Origin of the sequence: Flavobacterium sp., from assembly GCF_044371705.1 — a bacterium.
In the GTDB taxonomy this organism is placed as follows: Bacteria; Bacteroidota; Bacteroidia; order Flavobacteriales; family Flavobacteriaceae; genus Flavobacterium.
This window is the reverse complement of the sequence record NZ_JBILTE010000150.1, coordinates 1-6202: the sequence shown is the minus strand read 5'-3', so window position 1 is coordinate 6202 and position 6202 is coordinate 1. Positions and strand designations below refer to the sequence as shown.

At 39.5% G+C, this 6202-nt stretch carries 3 protein-coding genes; 2 read left to right on the top strand and 1 reads right to left on the bottom strand.

The window, feature by feature from the left end; genetic code table 11:
* A partial coding sequence (locus ACIQ2S_RS10160) for a choice-of-anchor I domain-containing protein (protein ID WP_396175599.1) occupies window positions 1-2789 on the bottom strand: 2789 nt, incomplete at its 3' end.
* Window positions 2790-3428: 639 nt separating this feature from the next.
* On the opposite strand from ACIQ2S_RS10160, the gene ACIQ2S_RS10155 reads away from it, so the two are divergent.
* Entirely contained in the window at window positions 3429-5342 is a 1914-nt protein-coding gene (locus tag ACIQ2S_RS10155) for a M1 family aminopeptidase (protein WP_396175597.1), read from the top strand.
* A 76-nt stretch (window positions 5343-5418) separates the two neighbouring features.
* The coding region (locus ACIQ2S_RS10150) for a site-2 protease family protein (RefSeq protein WP_396175595.1) at window positions 5419-6202 on the top strand (784 nt) is incomplete at its 3' end.

The following is a 6202-nucleotide window of genomic DNA, read 5'->3' as shown; positions in this document are numbered from 1 at the left end:
AAATCCTGAGACATCGTACTTGTCAGTTTCAATTTACGAACACCTGAAGCGATTAAAGCAGCTTCTTGAGTGTTGAAAGCGGTAAATAATAATGTAGTTACGTTTGCTTGTGTCAAGGCAGGAATTCCTCCTGAAATGTCAATGATACTCACGGATCCTTCGGGATCAATTGAATAATTGGCATTCGGTTGTCCTTCATTCGCAGTTAATACTTTTGTTCCATCGGGAGTAAACACAATCATATCCGGTAACGCACCTACGGTTACTTGTTTTAAGAAGACACCGCTTGTATCAAAGAACACGACCGAGCCGTTTAAGGTTTCATCGGCATTGGGTGAAGCTACGGCAACGATTCCGTTTTTCACCGCTACGCTCGTGATTCCTCCGTATGGATTCAAGTTGATTGATGAAAATAAGACCGGAGCAGCAGGATTGCTAAAGTTAATAATATCTAAGAATCCACTTACTGCACTTGTTGCAAACAATCGCTGACTGATTGGGTCATGTGCCACAATTTCACACGTACTGGTATTGTTTCCTGACGGATCAAAACTTCCAATGTAATCTAATTCAATTTGTAGCGAAGGTGTTGGTGCTAATTTATCATTGTCGATGATGTAAATTGTTGCAAACGTATCTCCTGTAATTGTTAACCCCACGGGGTTTTCTAAACTCAAAACGAAGTATTCCGCTTGTTGTTCTTCCAATATATCATCTACAATCGGAATAGTAATTGTTTGGGTCAACGAACTAGTTCCGTTGAAGTTCAATGTCTGTGTGGTCAATGTGAAATCAGCAGCGTTAGCGGTACTAAATGGTGCCGTTTTTACTACTAAATCCACCGATGAAACAGCAGGACTTGCTAAGTTGATAGTGAAGTTTAATGTTCCTACATTCTCATTTACTTTTACAAAAGTGGAAGCAAAAGCAACTGTTGTATTGAAACCGAATGTAAACGTAAACGGACAACTCATTGGAATGTTGGTAGCATTTTGCACATTGTCTACTACTAAAGTATAGTTGGTAGCTGGTGCGAAAGGAGTTCCATACGTTAAAGTTACGGTATTGTTAACAGCAGTAGCCGATAATAAATTGGCAATTCCTGTATAGTTTGCCAATGTTTGAGCAGAGGCAACATTTACCGGTTGGTTGAAAGTTAGGGCAATCGTAGTGTTGCTTAGTACCACCGCGTTTTGCACTTGAATGGTACTTGGGAAATTCCAAGTTGGCCATGTTTGTGGAGCTGTTCCACCGGCTACTGCAACCCAATTGGCAGGATTTAAAATCGCTGCTTTCAAAACCGCAGGCGTTCCTGATTGCGTTCCGTTATAAAAAGCGTTCACTGCATTTCCGGCAACATTTCCCGGAGCAGTACTAGTATTTAAAGCCGAAGTTCCGTCAACTAATCCCGCAGGAATCATTGATAAACTTCCACTACAAGAAGCATTTGAAGCAATCCAACCATTCGAGCTTAAAGCTGTGATAAAGTTTGGAGCAGCAGCAGTTCCTGTGTAAACTATTACTTGGTCACCACCGGAACTTAATCCGAAACCGGAACCTGTCACGGTTCCTTTGTTAGCAATCAATGCTGAGGTTTGAATGGTAATTACGGATCCTGCAGGCATACATTCATTGGCACCTAACGTCCATACAATTCCGTTTGGACATTGCGGTTGAGCATTGTTGGTGTATTTTGCATCGGTCAAGTTGATAAACGTATTTGGTTCAATGTCAATTAACGTTAGTAAAGCTACTTCATCTTCGACAGCCGTTGCATTCATTCGGTAAGCTACGAATACTAAGTCACCCGCTTGGAATTGCGTTTGAACAGCTATCGTGGTAAATGTACTTGCCACAGCAGCAGTTACTGCATTGTTGCTAAAATCTTCTACGGTATTTGGTAACAACGTTAGGTAATACTGCTGGTTGTTCAGTAAAGCAGTGGTTGGAATAATGCTTATGGAGTTGTTTTCAAAGGTTGTTGTGAAAGGAACTAAAGCTCCGGTTGCATTATTCAAACGCAATTCCACAAAAGTAGCCGCATTGGTGTTTGTAATTGGATCGTTATTTACCAAACGCACATTTTCATTAAAAGAAATGGCAGGGTTCACTGTAATGGCAACGTTGGTTGCGTTGTTCATTGGCGAAAGTGTTACAACAGGAGCAATAGCATCGCCACCTCCGATTGCATTTCCGTCTACAGTAAAGTTGTCAAAACGGTTATTTCCAACGGTTCCGCCGGTTCCTTGTTCAAAGGCAACTCGTAATTTAAAATTGGCATTGTTGTTTACGGCTGTAATGGCTGTAAAATCTAATGTTGCTAAAGCAGGGTCACCATTGTTAGGTATTACAGTCGTAAAGGGAAGGTAATTTGTTCCATCAACCGTATACGACCACACTTGAGTTCCAGCACCAGAACCCGAGCGACGGGTGGCGAATTTGATGATAACATTTTCGAAACCTATGGTTGGCAGGTCGAATTGTAATTGACCACCGATGGGGTCGTTAAAACGCAAATGTGTTCCTGAAACATCACTGTTTCTGGCGTTTAGATTTAACACATTGAAGTTTTGTCCTGTACCTCCAGCTGGGTCAATTGCACTGATTCCTCCCGTAATGTGTGTGATAGCAGCTCCAGTTACGACTGTTTGCGATGGAGTTGTGATTGCTGCCACGGAAGCATTGTTGTTAAAATTCCAATAATGAACGAGTGTTTGGCCCCACGAAGTGGTTTGTAGGAGTACCAAAATAAGGAATGCAATTCCTTTGATTTTGTAATTTTTATACATAATAGTGTAGTTAATTAATTTACACAAAATTCGGTGGTCATTGTTAGGGGAAACTTTCTTTAATGCGAAGGAATGATTAAATGAGCCTATTGGTTTGTTTTGAAATTGTTAGGCGGTAATGATTTGGTGATGTTTGCTTAAAAAGGAGGTAATGATTTGGTAATAGAGTTTAAAAGTTTAAGGGTTTAAAAGTTTATGAGTTATGATTTGAAGGTAAAGTTTAATTTTTACCATTAAGGTATTAAGACGCTTCGCTTTATTTCATTAAGGGTTTTAAGTAAACCAAAACTTAATGGAACTTAATTTCTTAATGGTTAAAAAAAATAAATTTTAAAACCTAAGATTATACTAGTAATGACATAATTTTTACCATTAAGAGATTAAGTCGCTTCGCTTGGGTTTTCATTAAGAATGGTTAAGTTTAACCACAATCCCGAAACTTCGGGACGCAAGGGTTTACGCAGAGTACGCAAAGCAGGGGCCTATCTTTACTCACAAAGAAGCAAAAGAATCTGCGAATCAGTGGCTAAAATTAACAGAAATAGGATGCGATTAATTATTAAACGATTCTTAAAATTTGTTAGGGTTTTGACGGAGTCAACTAATTTTCAGTACTTTTGATTTTATTTTTTAAAAAAGATGAGTAAAACCTACTTATATACGTTGTTGCTTTTTTGCCTTCCGATGTTTAGTCAGGAAAGTTTGAAAGAACTGCAGGAGATTTCGGAAGCTGAAATGAAATCGGCTTCGCAAACCATTGCTTTTTCTGTAAATCCCAATACGCAGAATTATGATATGGTGTATCAACGACTGAATTTGGCGGTTGATCCAGCAGTTTATTTTGTGAGTGGCGATGTCACGGCTTATTATAAAGCAGTGCAACCCATGAGTTCGATTACGTTTGATTTGGCTCACCAATTAACGGTTGGTTCAGTGATGAAAGGAACCACATCGTTGACTTTTTCACAAGCGAATAATGAATTGTTGGTGGTTTTGCCGCAAACACTTCCCACCGGAACGTTGGATTCTTTAAAAATTAGTTATGCGGGTGTTCCTCCAACAGGGGAACAAGCTTTTACCACCGGAACACATGCCGGAACACCTATTTTATGGACATTGTCGGAACCTTACGGTGCGAAAGATTGGTGGCCTTGCAAACAAGATTTAACCGATAAAATAGATTCTTTGGATGTGTATTTGACTGTTCCGCAAATTTATACTGCTGTTGCCAATGGGTTGGAAATTAGTCAGGTACTCAATGGCACAACCACTAAAACCACACGTTTTAAACACACCTATCCAATTCCTGCCTATTTGGTGGCAATTGCAGTGACCAACTATCAGATTTTTACACAAACTGCAGGTGCGGCACCGAATGATTTTCCGATTGTGAATTATATTTATCCTGAAAGTTATACTGGTGCGGTGACGAGTTTGGCTCAGACCTTGCCGATTATGACTTTGTTTGAAACACTCTTTGAAACCTATCCTTTTTCGGAAGAAAAATACGGGCATGCTCAGTTTAGTTGGGGTGGTGGCATGGAACACACGACCGTTTCGTTTATGGGCAATTTTAGTCGCGGTTTGATTGCTCACGAATTGGCCCATCAATGGTTTGGCAATAAAGTTACTTGCGGCACTTGGAAAGACATTTGGTTGAATGAAGGATTTGCTACCTATTTATCGGGTTTGGTCATTGAAAATTTAGATGGTCCTCCGCAGTTTGTTTCTTGGAAAAATTCGTTGATTAACAATATTACTTCGCAACCCGGAGGTTATGTGTATTTACAAGATAGCGATTTAACCAATGTCAACCGCATTTTCAGTAGCCGTTTGAGTTACAACAAAGGAGCCATGGTTTTGCATATGTTGCGATGGAAGTTGGGTGATACTGCTTTTTTCCAAGGTATCAAAAATTATTTAGCCGACACGAATTTAGCTTATGATTTTGCCATTACTACCCAACTGCAGACACATTTAGAAACAGCTTCGGGACAAAGTCTTGCTGAATTTTTTGACCATTGGTTGTACAAACAAGGCTATCCAACCTATACTTTGTCAGCACAAAATGTGGGGAATTCAGAGGTGCAAATCACTGTCAATCAAACGCAATCGCATGCTTCGGTTCCCTTTTTCAAATTGCCTTTGGAAGTCCGCTTAACTGGAGCAAATGGTGCACAACAAGACGTGGTTTTAAATAACACCACAAACGGACAGGTTTTTACTGTTTCGGTTCCATTTACCGTGACCGGAATTGTTTTTGACCCGAATAAACATTTGATTTCCAAAAACAACACGGCTACTTTGGGTGTTGATACCGTTGCTTTGGAAGCTGCTTTGCAGTTGTATCCCAACCCAACCGACGGCAATCTTACTTTAGTGGTTCCTTCGACTGTCAATTTGGAACGACTGGTTGTTTACAATTCGTTGGGTCAGCAAGTGGCAGAAAGTTTAACGCCTACTTTTTCTATCACTTCTCTTGCTAGTGGCATTTATTACGTTGCCATTTTCACCTCAGAAGGTACATTTCACAAAAAAGTATTAAAAAAGTAAATACGCTGGTCAGAAATAGGTACAATTAGGACTAAAACCTTATTTTTGTCGGCAATTTAGATTTTAACCCACGTAAATGGAAACATTGATTCAAATAGCACAGTTGATTTTGTGCTTGTCTTTTCTGGTAGTTCTGCATGAATTAGGACATTTTATCCCGGCAAAATATTTTAAAACCCGCATCGAGAAATTTTATTTGTTTTTCGATCCTTGGTTTTCGTTAGTGAAAAAGAAGATAGGCGATACAGAATATGGTATTGGATGGCTACCCATGGGTGGTTATGTGAAAATTGCGGGAATGATCGACGAGAGCATGGACAAAGAGCAATTGAAACAAGAGCCTCAGCCTTGGGAATACCGCAGTAAACCGGCTTGGCAACGTTTGATAATCATCCTTGGAGGTGTCATAGTCAATTTCTTTTTAGCTTGGATTATCTATGCGATGTTGTTTGTGACACATGGCGATAATTTCGTTGATAATTCGAAAATCAAGCATGGGATTGCAGTAGACTCTGTTGGTAATTTATTGGGATTACAAAACGGAGATAAAATCTTAAAAGTAGATGGTAAAGTTCAAACTAAATATGATCAATTACCTATCGAAATTCTTTTTGGAGACAATATTACTGTAGATAGAGGTGGTAAAGAAGTTACTTTTGATTTATCCGATGAAGGAAAACGAGATGTTATCAAACGCAAAGGGAAAAACTTTTTGGGCGTTCGCGAAGAAGTGATTATTGATTCATTAGTACCCAACATGCCTGCACAGAAAGCCGGTTTATTGGTAGGCGACCGTATTGTAAGCATCAATGAAAAGCCAACTACTTATTTTGACGAATTCAGTACAGAAATAGCCAAAC

Excerpts from the sequence above, each read along its gene's own strand:
- ACIQ2S_RS10155 (WP_396175597.1), top strand. The coding sequence starts at position 3,429 with ATGAGTAAAACCTACTTATATACGTTGTTGCTTTTTTGCCTTCCGATG.